Origin of the sequence: Qipengyuania polymorpha, assembly GCF_019711435.1 — a bacterium.
Classification (GTDB): Bacteria; Pseudomonadota; Alphaproteobacteria; order Sphingomonadales; family Sphingomonadaceae; genus Qipengyuania; species Qipengyuania polymorpha.
Genome location: NZ_JAIGNK010000001.1, coordinates 1,001,842 through 1,018,083, shown reverse-complemented (window position 1 = coordinate 1,018,083; position 16,242 = coordinate 1,001,842). Strand labels below are relative to the sequence as shown.

Sequence of the window (16,242 nt, the reverse complement as noted above, 5' to 3'; positions counted from 1 at the left end):
GGCCGCCCTTTTTCGTTTCAGGGCCCCTTTGTTCAGGGGACGAGGACCACTTTCCCGACTAGTTCGCCACGTTGCATGGCCTCGAATGCCTCGCGCCACTGGTCCAATGGCAGGATGCGGTCGATGTGCGGGGTAACGCGGCCCTCGCTAGCGAGTCTGTCGATGGCGTCCGCCACCTGCTTGCCGCGCTCGGGGAAGCGCCGTGCGTATTCGCCCGCGCGCACTCCCACGACCGAGAAACCCTTGATGAGCGGGATATTGACCGCGATTTCGGGGATGCGGCCGGCGACGAAACCGACCACCAGCAGCTTGCCGCCGAAGGTGACGCAGCGCGTGCTCTCGTCGAATACATCGCCGCCGACCGGGTCGAAGACGAGGTTGCAGAGCCTGTCATCGGTCAGCCGCGCGATATCCTCGCGAAAACGTCCCGTGTTGAGGATGGCCGCCTGCGGCTTGGCGATGGTGCGCAGCGCTTCCAGCTTTTCCTCGCGATGCGTCGCAGCGATGACGCGTGCGCCGAGTGCTTTGGCGAGATCGCATGCGGCAAGGCCGACACCGCCGCTTGCGCCATGCACGAGGACTGTCTGCCCCGCCTCAAGCCCGCCGAGTTCCACCAGCGCCACATAGGCGGTGTGATAGGCCGCCCCCATGGCAGCGGCCTGTGCGAAGTCGAGCCGCTGTGGAATGTGCCGGAGAGCCGTGGTGGGCAGGGCAGCGAATTCGGCAAATGCCCCCGTATTGGCACCTCCCATGACGCGGTCCCCGACAGCGAACCCGCTGCCCGAACTGGCTTCCACTATTTCGCCTGCCAGTTCGAGGCCTGAGGTGAAGGGTAGCTCCGGTTTGAACTGGTAATTGCCCTGCGTCATCAGCAGGTCGGGATAGTTGAGCGAGGCAGCGCGCACGCGGACCAGCACTTCGCCTGCGCCAATCGCAGGGTCATCGACGTCGGTGAGCGCCGCACCGGACAGGTCGTCCGACAACTCCGATACGCGAAGTGCCTTCACAGGCTAGAAATTGTCCTTGGCGGCACGCAGCGTGGCAAATGTCTCTGCGGGTGTGGATCCGCCCCAGCGATCGCGGATGTCCGCATCGTCGGCGCGAAGGAAGGGATTGGTGGCGAGTTCACGCGAGAGCAGGGTGGGCACAGTGGGTTCGCCCTTGGCGCGCTTCTCCTCCACCCGGCCAGCATAGAGGCGCAGCTCGGCATTGTCGGGATCGGCGTGAAGCGCAAATTTGGCATTGGCCTCCGTGTATTCGTGCGCGCAATAGAGCAGCGTGTTGTCGGGCAATTGCCGGATCCGCTCGAGGCTGTGCCAGAACTGCTCGGGCTCGCCCTCGAACATGCGGCCACAACCGAGCGCGAAGACGCTGTCGCCCACGAAGGCGGTGTCGGCCTCGGGAATGTGATAGGCAATGTGGCCGTTGGTGTGGCCCGAGACGTCGATCACGCGCGCCTGCCAGTCACCCAGCGAGACACGGTCGCCATTGCCGACCACGCGATCGATTGCGCTCAGCTTTTCGACTTCCTGCGGCGCGACGACCTTTGCGCCCGTCTTCTCGACAATCGCCTTGTTTCCGCCCGCATGGTCGGGATGCCAGTGCGTGTTCCAGATCTGGGTAATCGTCCAGCCCTTGGCATCCGCCTGTCGCAAGTACTCCGCGCCATCGGGTGTGTCGATGGCAGCCGTTTCACCGCTATCGGGATCGTGGAGGAGGAAGCCATAGTTGTCGGACAGGCAGGGGAACTGGTGAATTTCGAGCATGGGTTCTTGTCTGTCCTACCGCTTCGGTACTTGAGGGCGCCGAGGCTAATCGTGTCAGCCCAAATAGGAAAGGCCCGCCTGCCGGTCTGGCAAGCGGGCCTTCCTGATTACCCTTGAGAAGGGTGGAAGAGCTTAGTCTTCCTTCTTCTTCAGCGCTTCGCCGAGGATGTCGCCGAGCGATGCACCCGAGTCGGACGAACCGAACTGTGCAACGGCTTCCTTCTCTTCGGCGATCTGACGTGCCTTGATCGAGAAGGTGGGCTTCTTCGAACGGTCGAAACCGGTGACCATGGCGTCGACCTTGGCGCCGGGCTGGAAGCGATCCGAACGCTGTTCGTCGCGGTCGCGGCCGAGGTCCGAACGCTTGATGAAGCCGGTCGCGCCATCTTCGCCGACCTGGACTTCGAGGCCGCCATCGCGGACTTCGAGGACGGTGACGGTGACAACCTGGTTCTTGCGCAGGTCGCTCTGTGCGCCGGCTTCGGTCGGAGCACCCTTTTCGAGCTGCTTCATGCCGAGGCTGATGCGTTCCTTCTCGATGTCGACATCGAGAACGACAGCTTCGACTTCCTCACCCTTGCGGTGCAGGGCGAGGGCGTCTTCACCCGAGATGCCCCATGCGATGTCCGACATGTGGACCATGCCGTCGACGTCGCCCGGAAGGCCGATGAAGAGACCGAATTCGGTGGCGTTCTTGACTTCGCCGGTGACCTTGGCGCCAACGGGGTGCGCTTCGGCGAATTCTTCCCACGGATTGCGCTGGGCCTGCTTGAGGCCGAGCGAAATGCGGCGCTTCTCGCTGTCCACTTCGAGGACCATGACTTCGACTTCCTGCGAGGTCGAGACGATCTTGCCGGGGTGGACGTTCTTCTTGGTCCAGCTCATTTCCGAAACGTGGACCAGGCCTTCGATGCCCGGCTCGATTTCGACGAATGCGCCGTATTCGGTGATGTTGGTGACGGTGCCCGTCATCTTCATGCCGACCGGGTACTTGGCCGAAACACCATCCCACGGATCCGATTCCAGCTGCTTCATGCCGAGGCTGATGCGCTGGGTGTCTTCGTTGATACGGATGATCTGGACGGTCACGGTCTGGCCGATTTCGATCATTTCGCTGGGGTGGTTGACGCGCTTGTAGCTCATGTCGGTGACATGGAGCAGGCCGTCGATACCGCCGAGGTCGACGAAGGCGCCGTAATCGGTGATGTTCTTGACCACGCCGTCGATGACCTGGCCTTCGGCCAGCTTGTCGATGAGTTCACTGCGCTGTTCTGCACGGGTCTCTTCGAGGACCGCACGGCGCGAGACGACGATGTTACCGCGGCGGCGGTCCATCTTGAGGATCTGGAAGGGCTGGGCCATGTCCATCAGCGGGGTGACGTCGCGCACGGGGCGGATGTCGACCTGGCTGCCGGGCAGGAAGGCCACGGCGCCGTCGAGGTCGACGGTGAAGCCGCCCTTGACGCGGCCGAAGATGCGGCCTTCGACGCGCTTGCCTTCGCCGAATTCGCTTTCAAGCTTGTCCCACGCGGCTTCGCGGCGTGCACGGTCGCGCGACAGCATGGCTTCGCCGTCTGCGTTCTCGATGCGGTCGACGAAAACTTCGACTTCCGAGCCGACTTCCAGGCCGTGCTCGTCTTCGCCGCGCATGAATTCCTTGAGATCGACGCGGCCTTCGCTCTTCAGGCCGACATCGATGTGGGCCATGCCGTTTTCGATGGAGGTGACGGTGCCCTTGACGACGCGGCCTTCGAAACCGCCTTCGTCTGCGCCGCCGAGCTGCTCGTCGAGCATTGCCGCGAAATCGTCGCGGGTCGGATTGGCTGAGGTTGCCATGAGTTGTGTAGTCCTAACTAACGTTTGCTACCGGCCACCGGTTTTACCGGGGTCTTTCTCCGTCTGCCTGCACACCATTGCGCGGGCCGTACGGGGCAAGAGGGCCGAGTTCTCCGCGAGGCCGGATGCCGCCGCGAAGGTTCATCGAATCCGATAGATTTGGTGAACGGGCGCGCGCCTAGGCTGAAACGCGCCGAAAAGCAAGGAAATTGGTGGCCTGCCGTCCTACAGGATGGAACACATGGAACACGGTCCATGGGCGAAAAAATCGGGCCGCCCATTCCCTCCCTGATTTCGCGGGATTGCGCGGGTTTGAGGGGCGTGTTCGATGGCATGGCTGAGGAGCTGCCACCGAGGTCCGCATGTAGGAAAGACCTATTGCGAGCAGGCGCTTTTTACCGCCTCGATTGCCGCCGCGATTGCCTCCTCCTTGCCGAGTGCGCTTGTGTCGATGACCATGGCGTCGGCTGCGGGCACGAGGGGAGCCACGTCGCGGTTGCGGTCGCGTTCATCGCGGCGGCGCAAGTCGTCCTCGATTTCGAGCAGCGTCACCTGCACGCCGCGCTCGCGCATCTCGAGGAAGCGGCGCTGGGCGCGCGCCTCGACGCTGGCGGTGACGAATAACTTGGCTTCGGCTTCGGGCGCGATGACCGTGCCGATATCGCGCCCGTCGAGGACTGCGCCGCCGTCCTGCATCGCGAAGCTGCGCTGGCGTTCGTAGAGGGCTTGCCGCACAGCCGAGTGGACCGACACGCGGCTTGCCAGACCGCCGGTTTCCTCGTTGCGTAGATGCGGGTCGTCCAGCAGGCTGTCGGGGAAGGCCGTCGCTGCCAGCGCATCATCGCCATCATCCGGGTCGCCGCCGTCGAGGAAGACCTGCCGACCGACCGCGCGATAGAGGAGGCCGGTGTCGAGGTGGGGCAGGCCGAAATGCTCAGCCAGGGCCTTGGCAATCGTGCCCTTGCCAGAGGCTGTCGGTCCATCGACGGCGATAATCATGCAGGTGCTCACCTCAGTAGTATTTTGGCTTGTTGCGTGGATCTGGCCCGAACTCGTTTGGACCTTCCATGCCGCCCTTGAGCATGATGACGGCCAAAAAGCCAATACCTGCATAGGGAACGAAGATAATAAGGGCGGTCCATGCGCTGCTGCCTGCGTCGTGTAACCTCCGGGCCGCTGCCGCAAAGAAGATGCCGAAGCAAAGCAGCGCGACGAACAGCGAAAAGCCGTCGTCGCCCACCATTATCGTCAGCACGAGCGACGCGATGGCGATAAGGAGGCACAACAGGAACTCACGCCGCGTGGCGCGCCCATGAAAGCTGAAAAGCAGGTTCTCGTCGTTGAACCTGCGCCAGAACCGGACGATCGCTGCCTTCATTCAGTTCCCGGCTTTCCGCCGTTCCTTCATGGCCTTCGCCAGGCCCCAAATCGCAATGGCAGCCCAGAAACCTTCGAGCACGAGGCTCGGCCAATTGGTGTGGACGAGCAACGAGACCGTCAAAAGGGCTGCGCCGGTAAGGTTCGTGCCGTGGAGCACGAAGGGGTTCGGCTCGTCCTTATATGTCAGGTAGGCATAGGCTGCGATGATGCAGGCCATGCCGACGAAGCCGACGAGCGTGTAGATGTCGAGTTGCCCGCTCATGCGCTGGCCTGCTCGATGAGGCTCGTGAAGTTCGGGAAGCTGGTCGCAATCGGTTCGGTGCTGTCGACCTCGACACCGCCCTGGCTCGCAAGCCCTGCAACGGCCATGCTCATGGCGATGCGGTGGTCGAGATGGGTGGTGACGGGGCCGCCGCCGGGCAGGGGCGTGCCGGAGGTTCCATGGATGGTCAGCCCGTCTTCGGTCTCCTCGACACTGGCGCCGGCAAGCGCGAGCGCGGCGGCCATGGCGGAGAGGCGGTCGCTCTCCTTGACCCGCAATTCCTCGAGCCCGGTGGTGACAGTCGTTCCTTCGGCCAGCGCGGCGGCGACGAAGAGGACGGGGAATTCGTCGATCATGCTCGGCGCGATGGCGGGGTCGACTTCGATGCCCTTGAGCGGGGCGTGGCGCACCCGCAGGTCGGCCACCGGCTCGCCGCCGACTTCGCGGGCGTCGAGATAGTCGATGCTCGCGCCCATCTGTTCGAGCACGCGGAATATGCCGTTGCGGGTAGGGTTGAGGCCAACGTTCTCGATTGTAAGGTCGCTGCCCGGCACAATGCTGGCAGCCACCGCAAAGAAGGCTGCGGAGGACGGGTCGCCAGGCACCGTGATGTCGCAAGGACTGAGGTCGCACGGTCCGGTCAGCTTGATGATGCGCTCGCCTTTCTGTTCCTCGACCTCCACATCCACGCCGAAGCCGCGCAGCATGCGCTCGGTATGATCGCGCGTGGGGACCGGCTCGATGACGGTGGTCGTGCCCGGAGTGTTCAGTCCGGCGAGCAGCACCGCGCTTTTCACCTGCGCGCTGGCGACGGGCAGGCGATAGCTGACAGGCACGGCGGGCTGCATGCCCTCCATCACCAGCGGCAGCGTGCCGCCGGGGGAGGGGGTAAAGCTTGCGCCCATTGTAGAGAGCGGGTCGATCACGCGTCCCATCGGTCGCTTCGACAGGCTCGCATCGCCGGTGAAAGTCGCGGTGATGCCGTGACTTGCGACGAGGCCCATCAGGAGGCGCGTCGAGGTGCCCGAATTGCCCATGTCGAGCGCCTGCCCGGGCTGAAGCAGTGTGCCGACTCCGACCCCGTCGACCACCCAGTCTTCACCGTCCTTCTCTATCACCGCACCCATCGCGCGCAGGGCGGCGGCAGTGGCGAGCACGTCCTCGCCCTCGAGCAGGCCGGTAATCCGACTGCGCCCTACTGCCAGCGCGCCAAACATCAGCGAACGGTGGCTGATAGACTTGTCGCCCGGCACACGGATGCGACCGGTCAGCGGTCCACGGGAAGAAAAGCGATGCGATGTCACGAAAGCGTATCCATATATGGCCTGCGCTTTGACAGCGCCCACCCACTCTGGCAAGGCGCGCGCGCTATCGATTCCTGCCCCTTTACTTTAGGGCGATGGAGTCCATCTTTACTCGAGAATTCCAGCCTCGTCCGTCCGGCGGGGCCAGCATCCAAGGATTACACATGGTCAAACCTGAATGGGGCACCAAGCGCACCTGCCCTAACTGCGGCACCCGCTTCTACGATCTGAACAAGGAAGATCCCGTCACCTGCATCGAATGCGGTGAAGAGTGGACGCCCGAGCCCGTGCTCAAGTCCAAGCAGCCGATCCTTGCCGAGGAAGAGTCCAAGAAGAAGGACGCCGAAGCCGATAGCGACCTGGGCGGCGACGATGATGACGATCTGGATATCGACATCGACGAAGACGATGATTCGCCCGACAATGAAGTCGATCTTGGCGGCGACGACGACCTCGGCGTCGAGACGAAGTCCAAGGGCGACGACGACGACGCGGATGAAAGCTGATTTAGCGTAAAATAGCTGTTGCATTGCGGGAGGACCCCTTATATTGGGCGCCTCCCGCAAGGGTGACGCACCTCCCAGGATGCGTCAGCGAAAAATGGCTCGGGGCCTTAGCTCAGCTGGGAGAGCGCTACAATGGCATTGTAGAGGTCAGCGGTTCGATCCCGCTAGGCTCCACCATTTTCACCGGATTTGATGGTAGCAGGCCGTGGCGACGGCTGCGGCTTGCTTCCACCACACCCGGGCACAAGTTTGGGTTTTCATAGGGGTCTGACCCCACGCTGGCCGACGAGTTCTCGTCCGCCGGCGTTTTTCGCGTTTATTCGGACCTAAGGCGGTTCGGAAGGAGTAGAACAGATATGTTCGACAATCTGTCCGACCGGCTCGGTAATGTCTTTGACAAGCTCAAGGGCCGCGGCTCGCTGTCCGAAGGCGACGTCCGCGAGGCCATGCGCGAAGTGCGCATCGCGCTGCTCGAAGCCGATGTCGCTCTCCCCGTCGTCCGCCGCTTCATCGATGCCGTCACCGAGAAGGCGATCGGTTCGGAAGTCCTCAAGTCGGTCACGCCCGGCCAGCAAGTCGTCAAGATCGTCAATGACGAGCTGGTCGAAATGCTCGGCGGCACCGGCGATGATGCCGAACCGCGCGAATTGAACCTCAACGCCAAGCCGCCGGTCGTCATCATGATGGTCGGCCTGCAGGGCTCGGGTAAGACGACAACGACGGCCAAGCTGGGCAAGCTGCTCAAGGACAAGCACGGCAAGAAGTCGATGATGGCTTCGCTCGACGTCAATCGTCCGGCCGCGCAGGAACAGCTCAAGATTCTCGGCGAGCAGGTCGATGTGGCCACGCTGCCCATCGTCGCCGGCCAGCAGCCGGTCGACATTGCCCGACGCGCGATGGAAGCTGCCAAGCTGGCCGCTGCCGACGTGCTGCTGCTCGATACCGCAGGCCGCCTCCATGTCGACGAAGCGCTGATGGCCGAGATGAAGGCGATTTCGACCGTCTCCTCGCCCACCGAAGTGCTTCTTGTCGTCGACAGCCTCACCGGCCAGGACGCGGTCAACGTCGCGCAGAGCTTTACCGGCGAAGTGCCGCTGACCGGCGTGGTCCTCACCCGCATGGACGGTGATGCGCGTGGCGGTGCGGCGCTGTCGATGCGCTATGTCACGGGCAAGCCGGTCAAGTTTGCCGGTACGGGCGAAAAGCTCGACGCCATCGAGGCGTTCGACCCGAACCGCGTTGCCGGCCGCATCCTCGGCATGGGCGACGTCGTCAGCCTGGTCGAAAAGGCTGCCGCGACCATCAAGGAAGAAGAGGCCGAAGCCCTCGCCAAGAAGATGGCGAAGGGCGAATTCGACCTAGATGATTTGCGCATGCAATTGAAGCAGATGCAGAGCATGGGCGGCCTCGGCGCGCTTGCGGGCATGATGCCGGGCATGAAGAAGGCCAAGCAGGCGATGCAAGCGTCGGGCATGGACGACAAGGTCCTGCTCCACATGGATGCGATCATCGGCTCGATGACGCCCAAGGAACGCAAGCTGCCCAAGCTGCTCAACGCCAAGCGCAAGAAGCGCGTGGCGGCGGGTTCGGGCACGCAGGTGCAGGACGTGAACAAGGTGCTCAAGATGCACCAGGAAATGGCCAAGGCCATGAAGCAGATCAAGAAGATGGGCGGCCTCAAGGGTCTCGGCGCGCTGTTCGGCAAGGGTGGCCTCGGCGCTGCCATGCCCGGACTTGGCGGCCCCGGTGGACCCGGCCCGATGGGCGGCCTTCCGGGCCTGGGAAGCGGGAAGGGGCCGAGTGTGGACCCCGACACGCTGCCCGCCGACCTGCGTGACATGTTGAACAAGAAATAATCCAGAATACCGATATTTACATTCGAAAGGTGAAGTAAAATGGCAGTTGCAATTCGTCTGTCGCGCGGTGGCGCGAAGAAGCGTCCTTACTACCGCATCGTCGTGTCGGACTCGCGCAGCCCGCGTGACGGCAAGTACCTCGAGCAGATCGGCACCTACAACCCGATGCTGCCGAAGGATTCGGGCGAGCGCGTGAAGCTCGACGAAGACCGTGCCCGTCACTGGCTTTCGGTCGGCGCGACCCCCTCGGACCGCGTCCACCGCTTCCTCGATGCCGCCGGCATCCTCGAGCGTGCGCCGCGCAACAACCCGAAGAAGGGTGAACCGGGCGAAGCAGCCAAGGAACGCGCTGAAGAAAAGGCTGCCAAGGAAGCCGAAGCTGCTGAAGCTGCCAAGGCTGCTGAAGAAGAAGCCAAGGCTGCTGCCGAAGCTCCGGCTGAAGAAGCTGCAGCAGAAGAAGCACCGGCTGAAGAAGCTACCGAAGACGCTTCGGAAGACAAGGGCGAGTAATCTCTCCCATGCAGGACAAGCCCGTCACGCTGGCCGCCGTCACTGGTGCACATGGCGTGACGGGCGAAGTCCGCCTGAAGCTGTTTGGCGAGGGATTCGAAGCCCTGAAGCCGCACAAGAGCTTCAACGAGGGCAAACTGACCCTCTCCAAGGTCCGCAGCGACAACAAGGGCGGCGCCATCGCGCGTTTCGCCGAAGTCGCCGACCGTACCGCCGCCGAAAAGCTGCGCGGCACCGTCCTCACCGTATCGCGCGATGCCTTGCCCGCGCTGGAAGAGGGCGAATTCTACCATTCCGACCTGCTGGGCCTCACCGTCGTCACCGATAGCGGAGACGAAATCGGGACCGTTTGCGCGGTCGAGAACTTCGGCGCGACCGACATCGTCGAAATCGAAAAGCCCGATGGCAAGAAGTTCATGGTCCCGCTGACCGAACAGGCCGTTCCGGGCTGGGATGCCGAAAAACTGACCGTCAGCGCCGATTTCGTCGACTAACGACGGAGCGGCATCTTCTCCGCCAGCCGGTTACGAATGGCGGTGGATGCAACGCCCGCCTGGCCCATCGCGTGGCTAATCTGGTCGAGGCCGACCACGACATCGCCCGCTGCGAACAACCCGTTTACGCTCGTTTCGAGATGGTCGCTCACCTCTATGCAGCCATCGTCGGTGACCTTGGCCCCGCATTTCTTCGCCAGTCCCGAACGGATGACCGAGCCCAGAGCCGGATACATCGAATCGAAGTTCATCCTGCCTTCGGCGGTATCGAAAGCGAAGCTGCCGTTCTCGATAGCAAACCCACCACAAGGCCCCGCGACGCGCTTGATACCCGCATCGTCCAGAGCCTTGCTGCAGGTGTCGGATAAATCGTGGTCGCCGTGCGGAGAGACGAGAGTGATGTCCTCTGTATAGGTGCGGATGAACTGCGCCTCGGCGGTTCCGTGCTCGCCCGTGCCGATGACGGCGACCTTCTTGTCGGTCACCTCGTAGCCGTCGCAGACCGGGCAATAGCGGATGAGACCGCGTGACAGCGCCTCGTCGTGTAGCTGGTCCTCAATGCCCTCGGGACGATTGTTCACCACACCCGTGGCCAGCAGCACGGTGCGCGCGCGATATGTTTCGTCGTCGCAAGTGACGGTAAAGCATTCGTCCGGCTTCGCGAGGTTGGTGACGCGCTTCGGCTCTCGCATTGCGCCGTACTTGGCCGCCTGTTCGCGCATTCGGTCGAGCAGTTCGTTGCCATTGATGCCATCGGGAAAGCCGGCATGGTTGTGGCTGGTCGGGATCCAGCTTGCCCGGCTCGTCCCGCAATCGAACATACGGATGTCGAGGTAGTAGCGGGCAAGATAAATGGCCGCCGTAAGCCCCGCAGGCCCCGCGCCGATGATGATGCAATCGTCGATTGTTTCGCTCATGACGGGGTGAACGCGCGGGATAGCCAAGCGGTCCCCGCCGCGCTAACCGCTCGGGTTATGAGCACGCTCAAGGTAGCAATTGTCCAGGCCGCGCCCATTCCGCTCGCCATTGGCGACGGGATCGGTAAGGCCGTGCGCCTGGCGCGTGAGGCGGTGGAGGGCGGGGCGAAGCTGGTTGCTTTCGGCGAGACTTTCCTCGGCGGTTATCCGCTGTGGCTCGACGAGGCGCCCGGCGCGGCGCTGTGGGACCATCCCGGCACCAAGGCGCTGCACCGCATCATGCTCGAACAGGCGGTGGTGGCGAATGAAGAGCGGCTGCTACCCCTGCAGGAGCTGTGCGACGAGACCGGCGCGGTGATCAGTATCGGCGCGCATGAGCGCGTGCGGCAGAGCCTCTACAACAACCAGATGACCTTCCGGCCCGGACTGCCGGTGCTCGATCACCGCAAGCTGGTGCCAACGCATGGCGAACGCCTCATCTGGATGCGCGGCGACGGCTCGACGCTCGGCGTGCACCAGGCGGAGTGGGGCAAGGTCGGCAGTCTGATCTGCTGGGAGCACTGGATGCCCTTGGCCCGCGCGGCGATGCACAACCTCGGTGAGAGCGTCCATGTAGCGGCATGGCCCACCGTGCGCGAGGAATACGCACTCGCCTCTCGTCACTATGCGATGGAGGGCCGGTGTTTCGTGCTGGCGGCGGGGCTGGTGCAGGCGAAGGACGACCTGTTCGAAGGACTGGAACGGGTTGGCGGCGATGCAGCGGCGAAGGAGTTGTTCGAGGCGATCGAGGGCGAAGCGCTCAACCGTGGCGGCTCGATGATCATCGCGCCCGATGCGCGGATCGTGGCGCAGGCTGGTGAGGGTGAAGAGACGATGTTCGCTGAGCTTGATCTAGGTGAAATCGGGCAGGGTCTGGCGAGCCTCGACACCGATGGCCACTACTCGCGACCTGATGTTTTCGAGCTTAGAGTCGACAGACAGTCGAAGGGTGGCGTTCTTTGGAATTGATCGATTTATTGTTCCGGATGCCTAAGCTGGACATCCTCCTTTTGGCTGTGATTGCCGGGCTGGTAAGTGAAATGTTGGTCCGACAAACCGTCCGACGAAAACGCTTGAGGATTGCGACTCTGCTCTTGACGATCCTAGGGCTGGCCTTGTGGCAATTTCATCCTCTTTGGACCGCCGGGATGGACAACGCTGAGGCAGGCTATTTCCTGATCTACTCTTCAGTCAGGTTTGGTTTCGGTTTGTTTGCTTTGGCTGTTTCTTGGCTGGCTTGGTATTTTCTCATTCCTCATCGGAAGGCAGCATGACCTTCGCCGCCACAATCCTCACCCTCTATCCCGAGATGTTTCCCGGGCCGCTGGGCGTGTCGCTTGCGGGTAAGGCGCTAAGCCGCGGGGACTGGTCGTGCGAGACCGTCCAGATCCGTGATTTTGCTAAGGACAAGCACCGCACGGTCGATGACACGCCGGCAGGCGGCGGAGCGGGCATGGTGCTCAAGGCAGACATCCTTGGCCCGGCTATCGAAAGCGTAGGCGAGGGCAGGCCGATCCTCGCCATGACGCCACGAGGGAAACCCATCACGCAGGCGCGTATTCGCGAGATTGCAGGCGGCCCCGGCGTCGCCATACTGTGCGGGCGTTTCGAGGGCTTCGACGAGCGGATTTTCGACCATTACCCGCAGATCGAACAGGTCAGCCTTGCCGATATCGTCCTGTCGGGGGGAGAGACCGCGGCCATCGCCATACTCGACGCTTGCATTCGCCTGCTTCCCGGAGTAATGGGCGCGCCCGATAGCGGAGTCGAGGAGTCCTACGAGAACGGGCTCATCGAATATCCGCAATACACCCGACCTCAGGAATGGGAAGGGCGCACGATCCCTGAAGTGCTGCGATCGGGGGATCATGCGAAGATCGCTGCTTGGCGCAAGGCAAGGAGCGAGGAAGACACACGGTTACGCAGGCCGGACCTTTGGGATCGCTACAGTGGCGATCGGGACCAGTCTGCCTCTGATGCGCGGCAAAAGAAGTAGGAAATCCAGGCAAATGAACCTGATCCAGCAGCTCGAAGCCGAAGCTATTGAAAACCTCGGCAAGGACATTCCCGAATTCCGCGCAGGCGACACCGTCCGCGTCGGCGTGAAGGTTGTCGAAGGCACCCGCGAGCGTGTCCAGAATTTCGAAGGCGTTGTCATTGCCCGTTCGAACCGCGGCATGGGCAGCAACTTCACCGTCCGCAAGCTTTCGTTCGGTGAAGGCGTGGAGCGTGTGTTCCCGCTGTATTCGCCGATCGTCGACAGCATCACCGTGGTCCGCCGCGGTATCGTGCGTCGCGCGAAGCTTTACTACCTGCGCGGCCGCACCGGCAAGCGCGCGCGTATCGCGGAACGCCGCGACAACGCGCCGAAGTCCTGATTTTAGGGCGTAAAGCTTCTCAGCAGAGACAAGGGAAGGGCGGTCCGGTCGGGCCGCCCTTTTCGTTTGCGCGGAATAAAAAGGAGGGCGGCCACCACTCGGGCTGCCGCCCCCTAGGAGCGCGAAAGAAATAAGGGCGGCCTCCCTGAAGAAGCCGCCCTTGTCACGTGGGGATCATGATGAGCCGAAATTGGCCCGGTCTTGATGACACCGGGAGCCTGTGAGCCGGAGTGGCTGCCCGGTGACAAGCCATGTTCTGACAGCACCACCTTAAGAGAATTTAAGGAGACGCGCTTAACTCGAATTTAAGCATAAAAACCCGAGTCATGGCGGTGGCGCTTGCTTTCGTCTCCGGCCCTTGCGAGGACGCTTGGTGATTGATTCCGGGAGAGAACATGAAGTCGCTCAACCTCGCCGTCGCCCTCGCATTGGGCACGTGCCTCACCACCGCTTCCTTGCCTGCAATTGCGCAGTCTGTCCCCCTTCAGGTGGCATCGGAACATCTGTCGCTGGAGGTCCCCCCTGCCGAAATGCGATTTCTACAACAAGCGGACGGGACCCGGCTTCTTCTCGCCAAAGTCTATGTGAGGAACAGTTCCGAACACATCCTGCGTATTCCCGACCTTCGCGTCGAATTGCTCGACAGCAATGAAGGGAAAGTGCTGGCAAAGGTCATTCCGGTGGCTGAAAGAACAGCAACGATGAATGGCGTTGTTTTCCTGAATATCTCCGTACCCAATGTTCCAATGTCGGCGACTTATGCCGACTTCGGCTTCGCGAACAATGCCACCAAAGAAAATAGCCAAGCCAAGCAGGAGACCGCCGCCATGGACCTCACTTTCGAGCGGGTCTTCGCCTCTCCCAGCCTCGACGGGCCGAGCCCGCGGCAGGCCAAGCTTTCGCCCGATGGCCGTTATCTCACCGTGCTGCGCAACCGCGAGGACGACCTTGCGCGCTACGACCTCTGGGCCTTCGACCGCGAGACGGGCGAGTGGTCGATGCTGGTCGACAGCGAGAAAGTCGGCTCGGGTCGCGAATTGTCCGAGGACGAGAAAATGCAGCGCGAGCGCGCGCGGGTCGGCAATCTCTCAGGGATAATCAGCTATGAGTGGACTTCGAACGGCAAGGCCATCCTCGTACCGCTCGACGGCGACCTCTACCTCGCCAGTCTCGACGGGCAGGTGGTGCAGGTCACCGATACCGAGGAAAGCGAACTCAACCCCGCGCTGAGCCCGCAAGGCAAGTACATCAGCTTCGTGCGCGACCGCCAGCTGTGGGTCGGCGAAGTCATGGGCGAAGCCGCGCCGATTACGCCGAAGGAAGGCGCCGACATCCGCTGGGGCGAGGCTGAATTCGTTGCGCAGGAGGAAATGGCACGCATCGACGGCTATTGGTGGAGCCCGGACGAGAACCGCATTGCGGTCGAGCGGTTCGACGAAAGCGGTGTCGGCATCGTCACCCGCGCGGCCATTGGCGCGACGGGGACCAAGGTGTTCGACCAGCGCTATCCGGTGGCGGGCAGCGATAATGCCGTGGTCGAACTCTATGTGATGGACCCCGACGGCCAGAACCGCGTGAAGGTGGATCTCGGTGACAATCCCGACATCTACCTCGCCCGCGTCGACTGGTCGGGCAACGACCTCTACGTCACCCGCCAGAACCGCGAGCAGACGGTGATGGACATCCTGCGCGTCAATCCCGCGACCGGCGAGAGCCAGGTGCTTTTCACCGAGACCGCGGCGGTCGAGGATTACTGGATCAATCTCGGCAGCGACTACAAGTGGCTGAACGACGGCAACCTCGTCTGGTGGTCCGAACGCGATGGCTACGGCCATCTCTACCTGCTCGACGAGGCAGACAAGACTGGCTGGACCCAGCTTACCAGCGGCGAATGGGTCGTCACCAAGCTGGTCGGCGTTGACCAGCAGGCAGGCCGCGTGTTCTTCCAGGGCACCAAGGACAGCGTGCTCGAGCAGCACGTCTATTCGGTCGACCTCGCCAATCCCGGCGCCATCACGCGCCTGACCGAGCTTGGATACACCCACTCGGCCAGTATGGACGGCAAGGGACAGACCCTGCTCATCAGCCGCTCCAATGACGACCGGCCACCGCAAAGCTATATCGCCGATGCCACCGGCAAGCGCCTCGCGTGGATCGAGGAAAACGCGCTCGATGCTGACCATCCTTACGCGCCGTTCCTAGCCAGCCATCGCCCGACGCAATATGGCACCATCCCCGCAGAGGACGGCACGCCGCTCTATTGGGAAATGGTCACGCCCAAGATGGAGCCGGGCAAACGCTATCCCGTCTACTATTACCACTACAGCGGGCCTGGTCCGCAGATCGTCAACAAGGGCTGGAACGGCGCCCTGCGTCAGGCAATCGTCGACAAGGGCTACATCTGGTTCGCGCTCGACAACCGCGGCAGCGCCAATCGCGGCGTCGCCTTCGAGCAACCGATCTACCGCGCGATGGGCGGCGTCGAGGTGCGCGACCAGAAGGCGGGTGCCGAGTACCTCAAAACGCTCGATTTCGTCGATGCGGACAAGATCGCCATCGATGGATGGTCCTATGGCGGCTACATGACGCTGAAGCAGCTGCAGGCCGACCCCGGCCTCTACGCCGCCGGTATTTCGGGCGCGCCAGTGACGCGGTGGGAGCTTTACGACACCCATTACACCGAACGCTACATGGGCACGCCGCGGGACGATGCAGAAGCCTATGAGGCCGCGTCCGCCATCCCGAACGCCACGAAGATCACCGATCCGCTGCTGCTCATCCACGGCATGGCGGACGACAATGTGGTCTTCGAAAACGCGACCGAAATCATCTCGGCCATGCAGGAAGCCAACGTGCCGTTCCAGATGATGCTTTACCCCGGCTACACGCACCGCGTTTCGGGCGAGCAGATTTCGCCCCACCGCTACAACACCGTGTTCCGCTTCCTCGAACACCACGGTGTGACCCCTCCCGAGTGAGGCTTTACGCGCCTCA

17 protein-coding genes and 1 tRNA gene are annotated in these 16,242 nt (G+C 62.7%); 10 read left to right on the top strand and 8 right to left on the bottom strand.

All coding sequences use genetic code 11. The annotated features are described in order from the left end of the window. Positions 1–32 precede the first annotated feature (32 nt). The 7 genes from K3152_RS05015 to aroA form a co-directional block, all read right to left on the bottom strand. The gene (locus K3152_RS05015) at positions 33–1,007 is read right to left on the bottom strand and encodes an NADPH:quinone oxidoreductase family protein (protein WP_221572938.1); all 975 of its coding nucleotides are present in this window, start codon (positions 1,005–1,007) and stop codon (positions 33–35) included. A 3-nt stretch (positions 1,008–1,010) separates the two neighbouring features. Next, positions 1,011–1,766, bottom strand: a complete 756-nt coding sequence (gene gloB / locus K3152_RS05010) for a hydroxyacylglutathione hydrolase (protein WP_221572936.1) — start codon at positions 1,764–1,766, stop codon at positions 1,011–1,013. Between the two features lie 132 nt (positions 1,767–1,898). After that, positions 1,899–3,602, bottom strand: coding sequence for a 30S ribosomal protein S1 (rpsA, locus tag K3152_RS05005; RefSeq protein ID WP_221572934.1), 1,704 nt, complete (start codon positions 3,600–3,602; stop codon positions 1,899–1,901). A 375-nt stretch (positions 3,603–3,977) separates the two neighbouring features. Further along, positions 3,978–4,601 carry a (d)CMP kinase gene (locus tag K3152_RS05000; protein ID WP_221572932.1) on the bottom strand — a complete coding sequence of 208 codons (624 nt, stop codon included), beginning with the start codon at positions 4,599–4,601 and terminating at the stop codon, positions 3,978–3,980. A 13-nt stretch (positions 4,602–4,614) separates the two neighbouring features. Then, positions 4,615–4,980, bottom strand: a complete 366-nt coding sequence (locus K3152_RS04995; RefSeq protein ID WP_221572930.1) for a DUF805 domain-containing protein — start codon at positions 4,978–4,980, stop codon at positions 4,615–4,617. Then, on the bottom strand, positions 4,981–5,244 hold the full coding sequence (locus tag K3152_RS04990) for a CBU_0592 family membrane protein (RefSeq protein WP_221572929.1): 264 nt from the start codon (positions 5,242–5,244) through the stop codon (positions 4,981–4,983). Next, positions 5,241–6,548 carry a 3-phosphoshikimate 1-carboxyvinyltransferase gene (gene aroA, locus K3152_RS04985; protein WP_221572928.1) on the bottom strand — a complete coding sequence of 436 codons (1,308 nt, stop codon included), beginning with the start codon at positions 6,546–6,548 and terminating at the stop codon, positions 5,241–5,243. The genes K3152_RS04990 and aroA overlap by 4 nt, the downstream gene beginning before the upstream one ends. Before the next feature lie 164 nt (positions 6,549–6,712). Here aroA and K3152_RS04980 point away from each other — a divergent pair, with 164 nt between their 5' ends. From K3152_RS04980 to rimM, 5 genes are all read left to right on the top strand, one after another. Then, positions 6,713–7,054: a TIGR02300 family protein gene (locus K3152_RS04980; protein WP_221572926.1), complete on the top strand. Its 342-nt coding sequence runs from the start codon at positions 6,713–6,715 to the stop codon at positions 7,052–7,054. Between the two features lie 101 nt (positions 7,055–7,155). After that, positions 7,156–7,231: transfer RNA gene (locus K3152_RS04975), tRNA-Ala, on the top strand. 179 nt (positions 7,232–7,410) lie between these two features. Beyond that, complete coding sequence (gene ffh, locus K3152_RS04970) at positions 7,411–8,910, top strand: signal recognition particle protein (protein ID WP_221572924.1); 1,500 nt, start codon at positions 7,411–7,413, stop codon at positions 8,908–8,910. Positions 8,911–8,949: 39 nt separating this feature from the next. Continuing rightward, complete coding sequence (gene rpsP / locus K3152_RS04965; RefSeq protein ID WP_221572917.1) at positions 8,950–9,420, top strand: 30S ribosomal protein S16; 471 nt, start codon at positions 8,950–8,952, stop codon at positions 9,418–9,420. Positions 9,421–9,428: 8 nt separating this feature from the next. Further along, positions 9,429–9,914 (top strand): ribosome maturation factor RimM, encoded by a 486-nt coding sequence (gene rimM, locus K3152_RS04960; protein ID WP_221572915.1) that lies wholly within the window; start codon positions 9,429–9,431, stop codon positions 9,912–9,914. On the opposite strand, the gene K3152_RS04955 is transcribed toward rimM, so the two are convergent. Further along, positions 9,911–10,831, bottom strand: coding sequence for an NAD(P)/FAD-dependent oxidoreductase (locus K3152_RS04955; protein ID WP_221572913.1), 921 nt, complete (start codon positions 10,829–10,831; stop codon positions 9,911–9,913). The genes rimM and K3152_RS04955 overlap by 4 nt on opposite strands. Before the next feature lie 57 nt (positions 10,832–10,888). Here K3152_RS04955 and K3152_RS04950 point away from each other — a divergent pair, with 57 nt between their 5' ends. The 5 genes from K3152_RS04950 (at position 10,889) to K3152_RS04930 (ending at position 16,226) form a co-directional block, all read left to right on the top strand. After that, a complete protein-coding gene (locus K3152_RS04950) occupies positions 10,889–11,839 on the top strand; it encodes a carbon-nitrogen hydrolase family protein (RefSeq protein ID WP_221572911.1) in 951 nt (316 codons plus the stop codon). Next, a complete protein-coding gene (locus tag K3152_RS04945; protein ID WP_221572909.1) occupies positions 11,830–12,144 on the top strand; it encodes a hypothetical protein in 315 nt (104 codons plus the stop codon). The genes K3152_RS04950 and K3152_RS04945 overlap by 10 nt, the downstream gene beginning before the upstream one ends. Next, complete coding sequence (gene trmD, locus K3152_RS04940; protein WP_221572906.1) at positions 12,141–12,866, top strand: tRNA (guanosine(37)-N1)-methyltransferase TrmD; 726 nt, start codon at positions 12,141–12,143, stop codon at positions 12,864–12,866. The genes K3152_RS04945 and trmD overlap by 4 nt, the downstream gene beginning before the upstream one ends. 13 nt (positions 12,867–12,879) lie before the next feature. Continuing rightward, positions 12,880–13,248 (top strand): 50S ribosomal protein L19, encoded by a 369-nt coding sequence (gene rplS, locus K3152_RS04935; RefSeq protein ID WP_247713148.1) that lies wholly within the window; start codon positions 12,880–12,882, stop codon positions 13,246–13,248. 746 nt (positions 13,249–13,994) lie between these two features. Further along, a complete protein-coding gene (locus K3152_RS04930; RefSeq protein WP_425594668.1) occupies positions 13,995–16,226 on the top strand; it encodes a S9 family peptidase in 2,232 nt (743 codons plus the stop codon). Positions 16,227–16,242 lie beyond the last annotated feature (16 nt).